Raw genomic sequence first — 16,289 nt, forward strand, 5'->3', positions numbered from 1 at the left:
TTCGGGACATCTAGCCAAGACTCGGTGAAGGGGGAATCTCCCGCTATACGAGAAGCGTTAGCGGGATGAGCGTCAATGGGACGACTATCGAGAAGCCTATGCCGAGGTCTTTCGCCACACCAGTACCGAATGGGCGCCGTGGCACATTATTCCTGCCAACCGTAAGTGGTTTGCCCGCCTCATGGTGGCTCACTTCATTTATCAAAAACTGGCCAGTCTCAACCTGCACTATCCGATGGTCACTGAGGCTCACAAGGAACAACTCTTGGAGGCAAAAGCCCTGTTGGAAAATGAACCCGACGAGGATTAGGCACTGCCTTCCCCTTGGGGGACTTCCTGCCAGAGGAGCGTTATCTCCCGCAGGCTTTGGTAATCCCCATTCCCCAAGATCAAATGATCCAGCACGGGAATTCCCATGACCTGTCCAGCTTGCAGAATTTGCCTGGTCAAGTCCAGATCCGCCTGACTGGGAGAGAGATTACCTGAAGGGTGGTTGTGGGCAATGATTAGGCGGCTCGCATTGCGGCGCACGGCTTCTCGGAAAATTTCGCGGGGATGGGCAAGGGTTTCGGTGGCCGTTCCCACCGTAATGACATGGGATCCCAACAGACGATGTCGCACATCCAGCAGGAGAACCGCAAAGCGCTCTGTGGGTTGCCACATGAGATCAGCACTCAACACAGCAGCAGCAAGGGCAGGACTATCAATAATTGTCTGCTCGCCCGGACGCGACTGAAAGACCCGCTTGCCCAATTCCACGGCGGCTAGGATCGTGGTGGCTTTAGCAGGCCCCACCCCCGGAATAGCCATCAATTCCTCTGGTGTAATGTCGCGCAAGACGCTCACGGCATCAGTACTTTCTCCACTGCGCTCCCCCAACTGTTTGAGGATGAATTGGCCGAGGCCGACGGCCGAGAGTTTACCTGCCCCCTGACCTGTTCCCAGCAAAATTGCCAACAATTCCGCTGAACTGAGGGAGCGGGCACCTTGGCTGAGCAGCTTTTCACGGGGGCGATCGCCGACGGGCAGATCGGCAACACGAAGCGAGTAGGACATGCCGGCAGGAATCAACAGGATCCCTAAACAGCATATCAAGCTTCGCCCACGCCCGCTTTGGGCAAACTCCACTTTTGCTATGGTAGGGGTAGCTGACCCGAAGCCTAAAAAGGATTCTCACGAGCACTTCCTATGTCCGAAGCACAAGTTCCTACCCCAGAAACCCCGACTCCCGAACCGCAACCGGAAACCGTCAGTTTAGAGGAGGTCACCGAAGCTGCAAAAGCCCTTCTTAAGGCTCTACAACGGTTTGCCACCGCTCAACTCAAGACCCTACCGGCAGATGCCCAAAAAGCCCTTGAAACGGCGATCGCAGAGCTGAAGTCGAATGCGGATACCGTCTCTAGCCATATCAAGGATTTTGAGGAGCGACTCAAAGCGGCGTGGGAGGTGCTAACGGCAAAGAAAGAGTTGCCCGGTGGGGGTGAGGGTGAGTCCTAGCGCGTTATTGCTTGAGCAATTCCCTTGGCAGGAGACCCTGCGGTGGCAACCTACCCCCCAACAGCAGGAACAGTTCCAACGGTTCTATGGAGCCATCCTTGCCGCCAACCAAGGGATCAACCTCACCCGAATTACGGCAGTCACAGATTTCTGGGAAAAGCATCTCTGGGATTCGCTACGGGGGATTTTGCCGTGGCTTCAACTCACTGGGGGAACACCTTGGGGGACAAAGATTCAACAGGTCATTGATATTGGCAGTGGGGGTGGCTTTCCCGGAGTACCGGTGGCGATCGCCCGCCCCGATTGGTCAGTGACCCTCCTTGAGGCAACCCAAAAGAAAGTCAGGTTTTTGCACTCTCTGCGTTCAACGGTGGGTTTGGCCAACATTCACCCGGAATGGGGACGGGCGGAAGCCCATCATCGCCGTTATGACCTAGCCCTGATTCGCGCCGTCGGCGATGTCGCTCGTTGTTGTGCCTACGGCTTGCCCCTACTGCGACCGGGGGGCATTTTAGTCCTGTACCGAGGCCAGTGGCGCGACGAGGACACCCAGAAGTTAGAAGCCCTCCTGCCGCAATACCGCAGTCAACGACTGGAGATTCAGGCCTTCACGACCCCCTTGAGCCATGCCCAGCGGCACTGCATTTACCTTCAGTGTCAGGCTTGAGTGATGTCGAGACCAACAGCACCTCATCACTTGTCCGCAAGGGGAGTCTTGATGTAAATAAATATGACAATTGATGGTTTGGAATTTTTGCCATACACATTTAGGGGGGGATCAGTTATACCCAAATAGAGAGCAAACCAAAACATGCATTGATTGGTTGGGGCAACTCGGCACGTCTCGGAGGAATAGCGTCAATGTTTAGTGATAATAATGCAGGTTTTACAAGCTGGCTCGCCGATCTCGTCAATGGAATGGGTCTGGCATGGTGGGTCAAGATAGACACGAAAACTCCCTCCTGCACCTACTACTTTGGCCCTTTTCTGACACAAGCGGAAGCGGAAAGAGAGAAGGATGGCTATATTGAGGACTTGAAGGCTGAGGGAGCAGAGGGACTTGAGGTCAGTGTAGTGCGCTGCCGTCCTGAGGAAGTGACCATTGATGCCGAAAAAAAGACACAGGTACCCCTTAGTGTCGGCAGGACATAGATGATCTAAAAATTGGCTCTAAAACAAGTATGGTGCCGTCTTAAAGTTTCTCCTCAGTATCTCCACTGGACGCCAACCCCAACAAGGCTATGTTCAGGATCACCAAAGCGGATGGCATTCTCTGGGCGATCGCCTTTGTTGCAGGGTGTATTTTCAGTCTCTTTCAGTGGGGTTGGCTGGGGGTCTTGGCACTGGGGGGGATGCTCTATGGGGGGCGCCGCTGGGGGGGCAAGGCTTGGCTGCGACTGCCTGCGAGTCAAAGTTTCGCGATCGCCACCGTAGTTGCCCTCTTGGCAATGGTCTATGTGTGGCTGCGTACGCCCCAGCCAGGGGTAAATGATATTAGTACCTTGGTGCCGCGGCTTAGCGCCTTGAACCTACCGCCGACGGTGCTCGTGGAAGGCCGCGTTGAAACGACTCCTCTGCCCAATCGCGCCGGGCGCCAGCGTTTTTTCCTAGGGGTGGAGCGCTATGAAAATCTCAGTCAGGTACCCGCCCAAAGCGGCGTTTTGCAGGGGAGAGCTAGTGGTCGCCTCTATGTGACACTGCCGGCAGAGCAAGGGGCAAAGCTGCATCCCAGCCAGCGGGTTCAGATCTCAGGGCGGCTCTATCTTCCCCGCGCGGGGGGCAGTGAGTTTTTCCGTGCCTTTGACTTTCGGCGGCAACTTCAGTTGCAGCACACCTTTGCCGGCTTAGCAGGCAATAAGGTTAGGATTTTGGATCAGGGATCACCCTGGGGATTGTGGGCACTGCGGCAGCGAATAGTTCAAGTCCATGCCCAAGGGTTGGGCGATCGCTACGGTGCGGTGGTCTCGGCTATGGTACTGGGCAACCGGGCGGTGGCCATTCCCTTTGCGGTGCGTGATAGCTTTCGGCGAGTGGGGTTATCCCATGCCCTGGCGGCCTCGGGGTTTCATACGGCCATTTTGTTAGCGGTTGTCTTGGCGCTGACCCGTCCCTTGCCGCAGCGGTGGGGCTATGGTCTGGGAGCCAGCGTTTTGGTGCTCTTTGCCTGTTTGAGTGGGTTTGCCCCCTCGGCAGTTCGCGCTGTGCTGATGGGCTTGGCGGGGTTAGCGAGTCTGGTGCACGGCCAAAAGGGACAACCCCTTGGCATCCTGCTGGCGATCGCCACTGCCATGCTGATCTACAACCCCCTGTGGATTGAGGACATTGGCTTTCAGTTAAGTTTCTTGGCCACATTGGGCCTAATTGTCAGTGCCCGGCCGATCGGCGATCGCCTCGATTGGTTGCCGACACCTCTACGGAACCTGGTCGCCGTCCCTCTTGCGGCCACCCTTTGGGTGCTTCCCCTCTCCTTGGCCCTCTTCGGCACTTTTCCCGTCTATGGTCTGCTGGCCAATATCGTTGCTAATCTGCCCCTTGTCCTCTTGACGGTTGGCGGCTTTATCAGCGCAATGGTCGGCCTTCTGATTCCCCCTGTGGGATCCGCGCTGGCGTGGCTGCTTTACTACCCTACAGCCTTTCTCCTGTGGCTGATTGAAACCATTGGTCAGTGGCCGGGGGCAACGATCTCCCTTGGAAGTTTGGGCTGGCTCCAAGTTGTCGTTCTCTATGGCCTGATTTGTTTTGTTTGGTTGAGTCCTTGGGGGCGGCGACACTGGTTTTTGCTCTTTACCTTTGGCGTCACCCTTGTGCTGGTGCCCTTTATTCTGCGGCAAAATACCCTCTTTCAGGCCACCGTGCTTGCTAATCCACAGGTTCCGACCCTGGTGATTCAGCAACCGGCGGGAACCGTCGTGATTAACGGCGGCGATTCCCAAGGGTTAGCAGCCTTCCTTGCCCAAGAGGGCATTAATCGCATTGACTGGGCCGTGGCCACCACCCATCGCTACCGCCAACAACAGGGCTGGCGCGACATTCACGAGATGGTGCCCATTCGCCAGTTTACGGACGTGCCCACGGCCAAGAGTGATCCTGCCTATCGGGAAATGTTGACCACCCTCAAGGTGCCCCATCAGTCACTTCCCCTACAGCAGCCCGTCCAACTGGGCCAAGTCACCCTTACGGTGTTGCGCTCAGATCCGGCAATTTTGGACTTAAAACTGGGCAGCAGCCGTTGGCTCTTTGTCAGTGATCCCAGTCGCGATGCTGCCCAAACCGATTGGCTGGCCGTGATGCCCGTGGAACCGCCGCAGGTTCTCTGGTGGTGGGGTAGAACCCTAACCCCCCGCCTCTTTGAGATTGTCAAGCCGCGCAGTGTCATTCTCAGTCGCAATACCCTTGATCCAGCGATCGCCCGCTACCTAAAACAGAAACAAATTCCCTATTTTGTAGTTGGAGAAGTCGGGGAAGTGCGCTGGCAGGCCGATGGCTCGCTGAAGGCAAATGCCCCTCAAAACGATGGCTTGATTTAGCTCTCACCTTGTTGCAAGCGTAAATGTGCAGTTGCCAATATTTCTTGCAGTACCTGTTGGATACGCTGGGAATCGGGGGTTTTGCCCCCCATTAAGTCGCCAAAATAGACACAGGCTGTTTCTCCCAACGCCCAAGTATAGGCAGCCGCCCAAGAGGCAGAGAGCACCGATTCCAAACCCGATAAATTTAATCAACTGTTGTCCCACCAACCGCACCACAAATCCACCGCCAATGGTGGTCAAGATGCCCCCGGCTTGGGAAGGCGACAGGGTTTGACCGTACAACTGCCCCAACAAAACTACCATCACCACCTGCACACCCACTAGGACTGGCATTGTGGCAAAGGGCAAAGGCACTTTTGCCCGATTGGGGCTTACCGATAAGCAATACTTCCGTCGCCGGTAATTGCTGCCGCGCCCTCGCTAAAACCTCTGCCAACGCCGTCGAATCTACCTGAAACCAGCGGCTCAGGAACTGCCCATATTGGCCTAACAACCTAGGCTTGGGTTTCTCCACGGGGGTCATCACCATAGCTAGGGGATTCGCGGTAGATCGCATCCAGTTGGGCGCGGGCATCCTCTACACTCAGGGAGCGCATCACCAACAGGGGTTCGTCAATCACATGGCCATCGCTATCTAAAAGTTCGGGATGGGTCACCCGTTGCGGTGAAAATTGCCGCTGTGATTCAATGCCAAGGGTTAACAAACTGCGAATCAGATTGGCCATGGCCAGTAGTGCCAAGACCGTAAAGGCAACAACATAGATCAACTGCAACATGAAGAGAGCACCTCCGAGCCAAGCACTGAGAATGGTTTAAGCATCACAAGATTTCGATAAGCGGTAGTGGTGGGCAACCTGCCAGCACTCCATCAAGAGCGTATGCCAGTGCATTAACACCTGTGTATCAACCCCCACTTGGCCGTCCGTTGCCCGAAAGAGGCTTTGGGTAGCAATCACATCATTGAGGGCAGTCTCGACCCGTTCCAGAAGTGCTTGCTGTTCTGCCACGCCTAAGAAGGGAATCACTTCTGTCTGCAAGAGCGATCGCGATCGCGTGAACCAGTACTGAAAATCCTCAAGTAGCGGCTCCAGCAAGACCTTAAGCAGTTGAGGTTCCGGTAAATTTGAGTGCAGCATAGGGATTAATGAGGGCGACCTACTTCTATCTTAAATCTTAAACTCGTTTACATATTGTTACATTGTTTATCTTTGAGTGCTCTTTCCTCTCTGCAACGGGTGGACGTGGTTGAATCAGCACGTCGCTGTTCAGGACGCGCACCGAACTATCAAGGGACGCTACTATCTGCTGAGTCTTGACGGTGGGGGAAAGCGGTTTGCGCAGGCGGTGCCTTGCCATTGGGGGATTGAAAACCAAGTGCATTGGTACTGGATGTGGCTTTTGGGGAGGACTCGCATTTGCAAGGAAAATTTTGGGTTGATTCGTCGGTTAGCTTTGAATCTCCTCTCTCAGGATACCTTTACGAGGGCCGGCGTCAAGGCAAAACGTTTAAGGGCAGGATGGGATGATGACTACCTCGCTCGCTTTCTTGCTACCGCCTGAGTATGCGTTTGCCTTGCTTAGATCATATCAAGACTAGACACCCGTTCAGAAAACGACGTTTACTAGAAATGAACATTTGCTCAAGCATACAGTTATGGATGAATTTATGGCAGCGGCGATCGCCGAAGCAGAAAAAGGACTGAAAGAAGGCGGCATTCCCATTGGCTCGGTCTTGGTGCGCAATGGCCAAATCATTGGTCGGGGTCACAACCAACGGGTGCAGCGGGGCAGTCCGATTCTGCATGCGGAAATTGACTGTCTGGCCAATGCCGGACGCATCGGTCGCTACGAGGATACAGTACTGTACTCCACCCTGATGCCCTGCTATCTCTGCGCGGGTGCTGTGGTGCAGTTTGGGATCAAAAAAGTGATTGCTGGTGAATCCCAAACCTTTGCGGGGGCACGGGAATTCATGGAAGCCCACGGTGTTGAGGTGATTGACCTGAACTTGGAGCGCTGCCAGCAGTTAATGCGGGACTTTATTACGCAGTATCCCCAGCTCTGGTTTGAGGACATTGGTGGACTCCCCCCCGAAGCAAAGTAGTGAAATTTTAGGATACGGGAATACGCGGCAAGCGGTTCTTGAAGCCACAGAGAATTTCCCAAGTAATCGTGCCGAGGGTGTCCGCCCAAGTCTCCACGGTTAGGCAATCCTCGCCATCTTCACCCAAGAGCGTCACAACATCCCCCTCCTGTAAACCATCAATGTCACTGACATCAATCATCAGTTGATCCATCGTAATTGCCCCCACTTGGCGAACCCGTTTTCCTTGGACTAAGACTTCGAGCTTGTTGGAAAGCAGGCGGGGCACCCCATCGGCGTAGCCAATGCCGACAACGGCAATTTTCATCGGCTTCGGGGCAATGAATTGGTGACCATAGCTAATGCCGGTATGGGCGGGAATCTCTTTCAGCAGCGTAATGCGCGATCGCACCTGCATGACGGGTTGTAGGGGCACCACCTCCCGTAAATGGGGGGCAGGATAGACGCCATAAAGACTTAACCCAACGCGCACCATATCATAGTGGCTACTGCGATTGGCCAAGGTGGCTGCTGAATTGGCTATGTGACGCCGTACTGACCCCAACCCAAGGGGGGCAAGTTCTTGGCACACCTGCTCAAAATAGGCCTGCTGCTGCTGCATCAAACTGGGGTCAGGATCATCGGCACTGGCAAAGTGGGAGCAAATACCTTGGATCCGCAGGTGGGGTAACCGCTGCACAAATTGGACAAAACCCAGCGCATCCTGCCACGGACAACCCAAGCGCGACATGCCCGTATCAATCATTAAATGGACATCAAGGGGTTCCCGCAGATGATCGGCGTAATCGGAGAAAATGAGGGCTTGCTTGGGGGTAGAGAGGGTGGGCTGAAGCTGCCACTCGGCCATCATCTGCACCTGCACCGGCAAATTGACGGATCCCAAAACCAAAATCGGCGCCGTAATCCCTGCCTGCCGCAGGGCAATTCCTTCGGGAATGGTGGCTACTCCTAGCCAAGTGGCTCCGTGGTCTAAAACCGTCTGTGCCACAGTGACAGCGCCGTGACCATAGGCATCTGCTTTCACCACGGCTAACAGTTCTGTGGTGGGTGCCAGCCACTGGCGAAGATGGTGGGTGTTGGCGGCCAAGGCGGCCAGATCAATTTCAATCCATGCGCGCTCACACTCATGGGAACTGGTGAGCTGTTCCTGACTGAGCATTGTTTTGCCGATCCTCACACCATAACTTCCCCATAGGGGATAACCAACCCTACAGCCACGGGTGCTCTGTGATTCAATGTATAGCACTCTATGTTCAGTGTTGGCTCAATCATTCGGTTCTTAGTAAAACCTGCTAGAGTGGCACTACAGCCCTTTTCTCAGACTAAACGGGGCAATGTCATTTTTGTTGGTGTGAGGTCGAGGTTCGAGTGGACAACTGGCACAAGACATCCCAAGGGCTAAATCCTCTGGGAATGATTGGTGTGTTTGACAGTGGGGTGGGGGGCTTAACCGTTTTACAGGCGCTCCAAAGCCTGTTACCCCAAGAAGCGTTTCTCTACTTTGGGGATACGGCACGCTTGCCCTATGGGACTCGCCGCCGCAGTGAAATCCTTCAATATGTGCGGGAGATTCTAACGTGGATGCATTCCCAAGGCGTCAAGATGGCAGTGATGGCCTGCAACACCAGTTCAGCCCTTGCTCTAGCGCAGGTACGCAGTGAGTTTCCTTTTCCAATCTTGGGTTTGATCGTCCCTGCCGCCAAGATGGCGGTTACGCTGGGAGAGCGCATCGGTGTCATTGCCACCTCTGCAACCGTCAAAAGCGGTGCCTATGCACGGGCGCTTCAGGAACTCTCGCCAACAGTGGCGATCGCCCAAGTGGCTTGCCCTGAGTTTGTCCCCCTTGTGGAAAGTAATTGTCTAGAGGGCGATCGCGTCCATGGCATTGTCCGCCGCACCTTAGCTCCCTTGGTCGAATTTGACCCTGATGTCCTCATCTATGGTTGCACCCATTACCCCCACCTGCGCCATGTGATTGAGCAGTATTTGCCTGCAAGTGTTCATCACCTTGATCCTGCCCATACCGTTGCCTGCGCCGCCGTGCGCAAACTAGAGGCCATGAATTTGGCTACTCCCTGCCCCCAAGGCCAAGTGCAATTTTATGTCAGTGGGATACCCGAACAGTTTGCCCAGTTAGCCAGTCAATGGCTGGGATACTACCCAACGGTAGAGCATCTGCCCTTAAGTATCTTGACCCAATTCTATCCGCCATTAGGGATAACCGCCCCGCCACTAGAGGTCTCCGTGGTTGCGGCGAGTTAGGCACCCTAGGGAATTTTGGCACAATAGAACTATGCCATCTGGCTTTGTTCTCTATTCACCACCCTTGGAGGATTCCCGTGAGTAGTACCAGTAACTTTCAAGAGGCGATTCGCGAGGCGCGCAGTAGCGCGATCGTCGGTCCCAATGTCATTCGCAATGCCCTGCCCTTTGTGGGGGGCGGTCTTCTGCTGACGGCGGTGGGTAGCTGGGGTGGTCTGGGCGTGATTGCTGCTGCCCCCCAACTTTTTATGCCCACGTTTATTGTGGCTATCATTGCTGAACTTGTGCTCTTTTTTGTGGCGCAAGGGGCTGCTCGCAAAGGAAATAACGGACTTGCACTGCCCCTATTGGCCACCTATAGCCTGCTGTCAGGTTATACCCTCTCTGGATTGATTTATGTTGCCCTCAGTACCGTCGGCATTATGGGCATTATCATTGCCGCTGGTGGTTGTGGCATCACGTTTATGGCTGCTAGTCCCATTGGTTCCAATCTGTCGGAACGCGATGGCTTTGCCCTTGCCAAAACGGTACAACTGGGGATTATTGCCCTGCTGGTGGTGCTGGTTCTCCAGTTAGTCTTTAGCTTCTTTGGCATCTTTACCCCCACGTTTCTGGAAATTGCGATTTCTGGTATCGGCGTGGTGCTCTTTGTGGGGGCTGCGGTGGTGGACTTCTTTGTGCTGCCGCGTACCTACCGCGATGACCAGTATCTCGCTGCTGCCCTTTCGATGTACCTGACCTATATCAACCTGTTTATCTTTATCCTGCGTTTATTGATTGCCCTCAATCGCAGTCGCTAAAAGAACAGGTGACACTGGGCATGATCCCGTAGCAGATGGTCACAGAGCACCAAAGCCACCATTGCCTCAACCATCGGCACCGCTCGCGGTAACACACAGGGATCATGCCGCCCTTTTGCCGCTAAGATTGTTTCTTCGCCCGCTTGGTTCACCGTTTTCTGGGCTTGACCAATGGTGGCTGTGGGCTTAAAAGCTACCCGTAAAATAATGTTTTCGCCGTTGGAGATGCCCCCCTGCACCCCCCCGGAGCGATTGGTACGGGTGCGAATTCGCCCCTGGGCATCGGTATAGAACTCGTCGTTGTGCTCCAGACCCGTAAGCAGCGTCCCCGCAAAGCCAGAGCCGATTTCAAAGCCCTTACTGGCAGGCAGGGACATCACCCCCTTCGCCAGATCTGCTTCTAGTTTGTCAAAGACGGGGGAACCTAGACCGACAGGAACATTGCGAACCACGCACTCAATCACACCGCCAATCGAGTTGGCCTGTCGCCGCACCTCATCCACAAGGGCAATCATCTTTTCGGCGGTGGCAGCATCGGGACAGCGCATGATATTGGCCTCAACGGCAGTGGCTTCCACCGTATCGGGATCAACGACGGCTTCAATGTCCTTGACCCGCTTGACGTAGGCAATGATTTCCGTACCGGCCACTTGAGCCAGAATTTTGCGGGCGATCGCCCCCGCGGCAACCCGCCCAATGGTTTCCCGGGCCGAGGAACGCCCACCCCCTTGCCAGTTGCGAATTCCGTATTTGGCGTCATAGGTGGCGTCGGCATGGGAGGGACGATAGACCTGAGCCATTTCGGCATAATCTTCGGGGCGAGTATCCCTGTTGCGCACCAGAAGGGCAATCGGGGTACCCAGGGTTTTGCCCTGAAACACGCCGGAGAGAATTTCGCATTGATCCTGCTCCTGACGCGGGGTCGTGAGACGACTTTGACCGGGGCGGCGGCGATCCAGTTCCTTTTGGATATCCGCTTCCGATAGCTCTAATCGAGGAGGACAGCCATCCACCACCACCCCCACTCCACCCCCGTGGGACTCGCCAAAGGTGGTCACGCGAAACAGATGTCCAAAGGTGTTGCCCATAGCGATTCTTGAACCCTACGATGCGCTTACCCGAAAGGCCATGCCACAGCCACAGGTTTGACTGGCATTGGGATTGTGGAAGCGAAACGCACCCCCCATCAAATCCTCGATGTAATCCACCCGTAAACCACGCAAAAGATCAGCAGCGTCAGCAGCGATCGCGATCGTCCAACCTTGGGACTGGGTGAGCACATCCGTCGGCTCGGGTTCGGCCACAAGGGCAAGATCATAGCACCAGTCACTGCATTCACTGGGTTGCACCTGAATCCGCAAAATGGCTGCCTGACCTCGACTAATGCCGTGGGCTTGGAGACGCTCCAACTCTTGAATGGCTGCGGGGGTTAATTCCACCATCTTCAACAAAACTAGCGTGAATCACCAGTATATCGTGGTTGGAGGAGGTTGGTGAGCGCCGCTTGGGCGTTGGGATACTCAAACTGAAAGCCCGTTGCTAGGGTGCGCTCCGGCAAAACCCGTTGCCCCTTGAGCACCACATCGGCGCCTTCCCCCAGCAGGAGTTGAAGGGCAAGGGGAGGCACAGGCAGCCAGGAGGGGCGCTGCATCACCTCTGCTAGAACGCGGCAAAAGTCGGCCATCCTCAGCGGCTCCGGGGCAGTGGCATTGTAAACGCCCTGCATGCTGGGTTGATCCACCGCCGTCAGGATAAGCCGCACCAAGTCCTGCTGGTGAATCCACGAAAACCACTGCTGACCGGAGCCAAGGGAACCCCCCAGATACCACTGAAAGGGCAGCAGAAGCTTGGCCAGTGCCCCCTGCTTCCCCAAGACAATGCCAAAACGGAGAATCACTAGGCGCACCCCCAAATCGGTCACCCCTTGGGCAGCCGCTTCCCAGTCCGCGCAGAGCTTGGCCAGAAAATCCTTCCCCGCCGCATGGGTCTCGACAAAGGTTTCCGTCTCACTGGTGCCGTAGTAGCCAATGGCAGAGGTGGATACTAATACCGACGGTCGCTGTTGACATTGGGCGATCGCCTGCACCAACTGCTGCGTTCCCACCACGCGACTATCGTAGATCTCCTGCTTGCGCCGAGCGGTCCAGCGACCATTGGCAAGGGGTTCACCCGCTAGGTTAATCACCGCATCCGCCCCCTCCAAGGCAGTAAACCAATCGCCGGCGGCTTTGGGGGTGTAGCCTACCCACTCCACCTGGGGAAGAGCGGCAAATTGTTTGGCGGCTTTGGCCGGGGAGCGTACCAAGGCAATCACCCGATCGCCGCGATCGCTCAACGCTCTGACGACCTGTTGCCCGACAAAGCCGGTGGCACCGGTAAGAACTACTCTCATAGGTAGCTATGCCTCGGCTGCACTTGAGGAGTGCCCCGGCAGGGGATCAACCACCGGCTGCCACTCTGAGCCGTAGCGCTGCCGCAGGGCGTGCCAAGCTGCCACTTGACCTTCGGCATATTCTCCGGGTTTGCCCCACTGCAAAAAGGCGCTGAGGATGGATTTATCTTGGCCGTCGAGAAAGCGAATGGCATAGGTGGGAAAGTTGCCTCGCTTCGCCTGTCCTTCCTCAAAGCGGATTTTGGCCACCTGATCCATATTCAGGTGAAACTCAAAGTCCTCGGCATGCATGTTGGCATAGCGTCCCTTGGGCAATTCGGCATAGAAGATCTTGCTGAGGGGCGATCGCACCTCCAAAACCGCCACCTCATTGGTGACCACAAGGCGCAGCAGCCCCAGTTGCTCACAATCCCTAAGGAATTGCTGCAAGGAGAAAGAAGAATCGGACATCGTTGCTGCATCAGCCATGAACGCTTCTTCCACTGTGACGCACCGCGGCGGCAGATGCAAGACAACCCCGTGGCAGGCTAGGTCGCCTTGGCCAAGTGCAGCACCACCCCCAGACCTGCGCCCATATCCTCCGGCGTGACCTTGCCATCGTGGTTGGCATCGAGGGCATCAAAGACGGCATCGGTTCCCAGCCACTCTTCGCGGGTAATAATGCCGTCACCGTCGAGGTCATAGACATGGAAGAGTTCTTCGGCAGCATGGCTGAGGGTAGCTGCCCCTTCCAACTGGGCCAGTCGCCGCGCCAATAAGTCTTCAAGGGTTTCCAGCGCCTTGGTGAAGCCCTTGATGCCCTCCTCCAGTTTTTCACTGGCCATTTCGTCGGCGGCATGCATCCGGCGGAAGGTGGCTTCATCCATGGAGAGCCTTTCCATGTCAAGGGTGGCGGCGATCGCCGGATCCAGCTTGCGCTGAAGTTCGCCTTCGGTGTTTTGTAGTTCCCTGAGCAGGGCCGGTGAAATCGTCAGCAGATCACAGCCGGCCAGTTCAATAATTTCGCCGATGTTGCGGAAGCTGGCGCCCATGACTTCTGTGGGATAGCCGAATTTCTTGTAGTAGTTGTAGATTCTGGTTACGGAAATCACTCCCGGATCCTCAGGGGCGGGGTACTCGGCTCGACCGGTTTTTTTCTTGTACCAGTCGAGGATGCGACCGACAAAGGGGGAAATCAACGTCACACCGGCCTCGGCGCAGGCGATCGCCTGATGGAGACCAAAAAGCAGCGTTAAATTGCAGTGGATACCCTCTTTTTCCAGAATTTCGGCAGCGCGAATTCCTTCCCACGTTGCAGCAATTTTAATCAGGACGCGATCGCGCCCCACCCCTGCGGCTTCGTATTGGGCAATCAAGTCCCGCGCTTTTTGGACGGTGGCGGCCGTATCGTAGGAAAGCCGCGCATCCACTTCCGTTGAGACCCGACCAGGGATAATCTGCAAAATTTTCAGGCCAAAGGCCACCGCTAGGCGATCCACCGCTAGGGAGACAATCTCGCGGGAAGTGGCACCCGACCCCAGATCCGCTTTGGCCTTGAGAAGGGTTTCATCCACGATGGGTCGGTACTCCTTCATTTGCGCCGCAGCCGTAATCAGGGAGGGATTGGTGGTGGCATCGCGGGGGGTAAATTTTTCGATGGCAAGGATGTCGCCGGTGTCTGCCACCACAACGGTCATTTGTCGCAACTGTTCCAGCAAGTTCATGGGACAAGTCTCCCAAACGTGTCCCTTTCATTATGGTTCGCCAGCCCAAGGGTCGGGGAAAGCACCGTAACAAAGCGCAATATGTCATCTCTAGGCTCTCTAGGTGCGATTGATGAGCAACCAGCCTTGCCCCTCGACCCGCGATCGCCAGTACTGCCAGTGCTGCTGGAGTTCTTGACCCGTTTGCGGCGTATTGAGGTGATTGCGCCAAAGAATCAGGGCATCCTCTTGGGGATGCTCGTAGTAGTGGGGGCGGCGCCCTACCAGTTCAAAGCCAAAGTGCTGATAAAGCCGTTGCGCCGCTTCATTGCTAGCCCGCACTTCGAGGGTTGCCCACCGGCGATCGCCCCTTTGATGGGCCAGTTGCAACAGCCGACACAGCAGCAATCCTGCTAACCCCTGCCGCCGGTACTGGGGATGCACCATCAACAGCACAAGGTGCAATTCCTCGGCAATCCCCCAGCTGACGCCACACCCCCACACCTGCTCAGGGCCGGCCACCACCAGCAGCGTATGCTGCGGATTTGCCAACTCGCGGGCATAGCCTTGGGGCGACCAAAAGCCCCCCAGACACACCTGATCCAGTTGAACGATGCTATCCAGATCCGCAATTGTTGGGCGGCGTAATTCTAATTGCCCCATGGCCGTTGCCTGCAAGGGAGAGTGCTATCATGCAGAGGAAATGGTACCCTATTGCAGCGCTATGGCAGAAGAAACCCCCACCAAGCCCGCCAAAAAGGAAAAGCCCCCCGCCGTTGAGGATAAACCCTTTGCCGAGTTCATTAACGAGGCTTTTTTACCGGCTCTCCAGAATGCCCTCAGCGCCAAAGTGGGGGATGTGACCCTGCGCCTAGAGGGAAATACCGTGATTGGTGAATGGGGCAAGGGAATGTATCAGTTTCGCCTCTACTTCCTAGAGGGGGATATCCAAGGGTCAAAGGCGTTTGTCTGTAGCAGTGGCGGCATTGCCCCCAGCACCATTGAGCCATTTTTGGGGGATGAGCGCAAGGTGACGCTGGATTTGTTGGTCTTTGGGGTGATGCAGCGCCTAAACGGCCAAAAGTGGTTGGGAGGTAACTAGGCATGGGAACGGCAATTCGGGTGGGCGATCGCGCCCCCGATTTTGAACTGACCGCCAGCGATGGCCGCAAGGTCAAACTATCCGATTTTCGGGGTCAAAAGAACGTCGTCCTGTACTTTTACCCTGCCTCGGAGACGCCCGGCTGCACGATGCAGGCCTGTGCCTTTCGCGATGCCTACAGTGTCTTTCAAGAACTGGGTGCCGAAGTCATCGGCATTAGTGGTGACCCCGTGAACCGTCAGCAGGGCTTCCAAAAAAATCACCAACTCCCCTTTCTCATCCTCAGTGATCCGGGCAACAAAGTCCGCCAGCAGTATGGAGCCTCTACCCTCTTCGGTCTTTTACCCGGACGGGTGACCTATGTGATTGATAAAGAAGGGGTGGTGCGCTATGTCTTTGACGACCTGCTGAATTTCAAAGCCCATGTGGACGAAGCCCTTAAGATCTTGCGCCAGTTGGCCACTGCCTAAAACAAGGGCGCATTGCTTTAAGGGGTTCTGAGTACAATAAAACTGAATGAGTTAGCGCGGTGGTTGCGGGAGGTGACCCCTCCTGAGGAAAGTCCGGGCTTCCGAAAGACCAAGCTTGCTGGGTAACGCCCAGTGCGGGTGACCGCGAGGATAGTGCCACAGAAATATACCGCCGATGGAGGGAAACCTCACAGGCAAGGGTGCAACGGTGCGGTAAGAGCGCACCAGCAACATCGAGAGGTGTTGGCTCGGTAAACCCCGGCTGGAAGCAAGGTGTGCTAGCGTCAAGGAACCAGGGTTGGTCTTTTCCCCAGTTCTTTGCTAGCCAGAGCCGCTAGAGGCACTTGGTAACAAGTGTCCCAGATAGATAACCACCCTTTGAACAGAACCCGGCTTACGTCTAACTCATTCATTGCCCATTTAGAATAGCTCTTTGGGAGCGTCTGGCCT

At 55.6% G+C, this 16,289-nt stretch carries 19 protein-coding genes, 1 other RNA gene and 2 pseudogenes; 11 read left to right on the forward strand and 11 right to left on the reverse strand.

The features are described 5' to 3' along the window. Positions 1–76: 76 nt before the first annotated feature. A pseudogene (locus ACK4IR_RS10555) lies at positions 77–310 on the forward strand (polyphosphate kinase 2 family protein); the annotation flags it as partial. Here ACK4IR_RS10555 and radC read toward each other — a convergent pair. Next, positions 307–1,056, reverse strand: a complete 750-nt coding sequence (gene radC / locus ACK4IR_RS10560) for a RadC family protein (RefSeq protein ID WP_409874323.1) — start codon at positions 1,054–1,056, stop codon at positions 307–309. The pseudogene ACK4IR_RS10555 and the gene radC sit on opposite strands and share 4 nt — an antisense overlap. A 132-nt stretch (positions 1,057–1,188) precedes the next feature. Here radC and ACK4IR_RS10565 point away from each other — a divergent pair, with 132 nt between their 5' ends. The 4 genes from ACK4IR_RS10565 to ACK4IR_RS10580 all read left to right on the forward strand — a co-directional run bounded on the left by ACK4IR_RS10565 (position 1,189) and on the right by ACK4IR_RS10580 (position 5,024). Then, a complete protein-coding gene (locus ACK4IR_RS10565; protein ID WP_409874324.1) occupies positions 1,189–1,497 on the forward strand; it encodes a hypothetical protein in 309 nt (102 codons plus the stop codon). Then, entirely contained in the window at positions 1,487–2,164 is a 678-nt protein-coding gene (gene rsmG / locus ACK4IR_RS10570; RefSeq protein ID WP_409874325.1) for a 16S rRNA (guanine(527)-N(7))-methyltransferase RsmG, read from the forward strand. The genes ACK4IR_RS10565 and rsmG overlap by 11 nt, the downstream gene beginning before the upstream one ends. A 194-nt stretch (positions 2,165–2,358) precedes the next feature. Then, complete coding sequence (locus tag ACK4IR_RS10575) at positions 2,359–2,649, forward strand: DUF1816 domain-containing protein (protein ID WP_409874326.1); 291 nt, start codon at positions 2,359–2,361, stop codon at positions 2,647–2,649. Between the two features lie 89 nt (positions 2,650–2,738). Next, positions 2,739–5,024, forward strand: coding sequence for a ComEC/Rec2 family competence protein (locus ACK4IR_RS10580; RefSeq protein WP_409874327.1), 2,286 nt, complete (start codon positions 2,739–2,741; stop codon positions 5,022–5,024). Here the strand turns inward: ACK4IR_RS10580 and ACK4IR_RS10585 are convergent. The 3 genes and pseudogenes from ACK4IR_RS10585 to ACK4IR_RS10595 form a co-directional block, all read right to left on the reverse strand. Beyond that, positions 5,021–5,438: pseudogene (locus tag ACK4IR_RS10585) on the reverse strand (hypothetical protein); the annotation flags it as partial. The gene ACK4IR_RS10580 and the pseudogene ACK4IR_RS10585 sit on opposite strands and share 4 nt — an antisense overlap. Positions 5,439–5,521: 83 nt before the next feature. Further along, positions 5,522–5,803: a DUF2973 domain-containing protein gene (locus ACK4IR_RS10590; RefSeq protein ID WP_409874328.1), complete on the reverse strand. Its 282-nt coding sequence runs from the start codon at positions 5,801–5,803 to the stop codon at positions 5,522–5,524. A 36-nt stretch (positions 5,804–5,839) separates the two neighbouring features. After that, complete coding sequence (locus tag ACK4IR_RS10595) at positions 5,840–6,163, reverse strand: DUF2605 domain-containing protein (RefSeq protein ID WP_409874329.1); 324 nt, start codon at positions 6,161–6,163, stop codon at positions 5,840–5,842. A gap of 518 nt (positions 6,164–6,681) precedes the next feature. Here ACK4IR_RS10595 and ACK4IR_RS10600 point away from each other — a divergent pair. Further along, positions 6,682–7,131, forward strand: coding sequence for a nucleoside deaminase (locus ACK4IR_RS10600; RefSeq protein ID WP_409874330.1), 450 nt, complete (start codon positions 6,682–6,684; stop codon positions 7,129–7,131). Between the two features lie 7 nt (positions 7,132–7,138). Here ACK4IR_RS10600 and alr read toward each other — a convergent pair whose 3' ends face one another. Further along, complete coding sequence (alr, locus tag ACK4IR_RS10605) at positions 7,139–8,290, reverse strand: alanine racemase (protein ID WP_409874331.1); 1,152 nt, start codon at positions 8,288–8,290, stop codon at positions 7,139–7,141. 209 nt (positions 8,291–8,499) lie between these two features. Between alr and murI the strand changes: the two genes are divergently transcribed. After that, positions 8,500–9,393: a glutamate racemase gene (murI, locus tag ACK4IR_RS10610; protein WP_409874332.1), complete on the forward strand. Its 894-nt coding sequence runs from the start codon at positions 8,500–8,502 to the stop codon at positions 9,391–9,393. Between the two features lie 77 nt (positions 9,394–9,470). Then, positions 9,471–10,193 carry a Bax inhibitor-1 family protein gene (locus ACK4IR_RS10615; RefSeq protein WP_409874333.1) on the forward strand — a complete coding sequence of 241 codons (723 nt, stop codon included), beginning with the start codon at positions 9,471–9,473 and terminating at the stop codon, positions 10,191–10,193. Here the strand turns inward: ACK4IR_RS10615 and aroC are convergent. From aroC to rimI, 6 genes are all read right to left on the reverse strand, one after another. Beyond that, positions 10,190–11,281, reverse strand: a complete 1,092-nt coding sequence (aroC, locus tag ACK4IR_RS10620) for a chorismate synthase (protein WP_409874334.1) — start codon at positions 11,279–11,281, stop codon at positions 10,190–10,192. The genes ACK4IR_RS10615 and aroC overlap by 4 nt on opposite strands. A 15-nt stretch (positions 11,282–11,296) precedes the next feature. Continuing rightward, positions 11,297–11,635 carry a HesB/IscA family protein gene (locus tag ACK4IR_RS10625; RefSeq protein WP_409874335.1) on the reverse strand — a complete coding sequence of 113 codons (339 nt, stop codon included), beginning with the start codon at positions 11,633–11,635 and terminating at the stop codon, positions 11,297–11,299. An 11-nt stretch (positions 11,636–11,646) separates the two neighbouring features. Continuing rightward, positions 11,647–12,585, reverse strand: coding sequence for a TIGR01777 family oxidoreductase (locus ACK4IR_RS10630; RefSeq protein ID WP_409874336.1), 939 nt, complete (start codon positions 12,583–12,585; stop codon positions 11,647–11,649). Between the two features lie 6 nt (positions 12,586–12,591). Continuing rightward, a complete protein-coding gene (locus tag ACK4IR_RS10635) occupies positions 12,592–13,053 on the reverse strand; it encodes a ChuX/HutX family heme-like substrate-binding protein (RefSeq protein WP_409874337.1) in 462 nt (153 codons plus the stop codon). Between the two features lie 59 nt (positions 13,054–13,112). Continuing rightward, positions 13,113–14,288 carry a transaldolase gene (locus tag ACK4IR_RS10640; RefSeq protein ID WP_409874338.1) on the reverse strand — a complete coding sequence of 392 codons (1,176 nt, stop codon included), beginning with the start codon at positions 14,286–14,288 and terminating at the stop codon, positions 13,113–13,115. Between the two features lie 99 nt (positions 14,289–14,387). Then, positions 14,388–14,930 (reverse strand): ribosomal protein S18-alanine N-acetyltransferase, encoded by a 543-nt coding sequence (rimI, locus tag ACK4IR_RS10645; RefSeq protein ID WP_409874339.1) that lies wholly within the window; start codon positions 14,928–14,930, stop codon positions 14,388–14,390. A gap of 61 nt (positions 14,931–14,991) precedes the next feature. Here rimI and ACK4IR_RS10650 point away from each other — a divergent pair, with 61 nt between their 5' ends. From ACK4IR_RS10650 to rnpB, 3 genes are all read left to right on the forward strand, one after another. After that, entirely contained in the window at positions 14,992–15,369 is a 378-nt protein-coding gene (locus ACK4IR_RS10650; protein ID WP_409874340.1) for a DUF2996 domain-containing protein, read from the forward strand. A 2-nt stretch (positions 15,370–15,371) separates the two neighbouring features. Further along, positions 15,372–15,839, forward strand: a complete 468-nt coding sequence (locus ACK4IR_RS10655; protein ID WP_409874341.1) for a peroxiredoxin — start codon at positions 15,372–15,374, stop codon at positions 15,837–15,839. A gap of 47 nt (positions 15,840–15,886) precedes the next feature. After that, positions 15,887–16,251, forward strand: an RNA gene (gene rnpB, locus ACK4IR_RS10660) — RNase P RNA component class A. Positions 16,252–16,289 lie beyond the last annotated feature (38 nt).

Source organism: Thermosynechococcus sp. (genome assembly GCF_046299635.1).
Classification (GTDB): Bacteria; Cyanobacteriota; Cyanobacteriia; order Thermosynechococcales; family Thermosynechococcaceae; genus Thermosynechococcus.